Source organism: Specibacter cremeus, from assembly GCF_003946885.1.
Classification (GTDB): Bacteria; Actinomycetota; Actinomycetes; order Actinomycetales; family Micrococcaceae; genus Specibacter; species Specibacter cremeus.
The window spans coordinates 100,249-100,684 of record NZ_RWKQ01000010.1; the positions used below are offsets into that span (position 1 = coordinate 100,249).

At 75.9% G+C, this 436-nt stretch carries 1 protein-coding gene; it reads right to left on the reverse strand.

Features of this window, described 5'->3' with window-relative positions; genetic code table 11:
* Window positions 1–436: transposase (locus EJC77_RS05645; RefSeq protein WP_164520324.1), on the reverse strand; the 436-nt coding region annotated here is incomplete at both ends.

Genomic DNA, 436 nt, shown 5'->3' on the forward strand with positions numbered 1-436 from the left:
GATCGGCGGCGGGCCCGGCTGCCCGGCCCAGGCGCCGCGGTGGGTGAGCTTCGGGTGCAGCCCGGGCCAGGCGGCGGCCACTGCCTGGCCGTAGCGGTCGGTGCCGGTGCTCGTGACGGTCTCCGGTTCGGGCCAGCTTGCCGGGTCGGCGAACCGGAACTCGGCGCCGTGGCGCCTCGGGCGCCCGGTGCGGCCCGGCGGCGGCGCCGGGAAACACAGCACCCGGTCCGCACGCATCCGGCCCAGCACCTGCACCGGCAGATCATCGAGCAGGAACGCCAGCCGGGCCAGCTCGTATCCGGCATCAAAGACGAGCAGGATCTCGGGGTCGCCGTCCACCCAGTGCCCGGCCTCGCGCAACCGTGCCACCACCTCCCGCACCTGGGCGGCGGTGACCGTCGTCTCATCGTCGTCCGGGCGCAGCCGCACGGCGTCG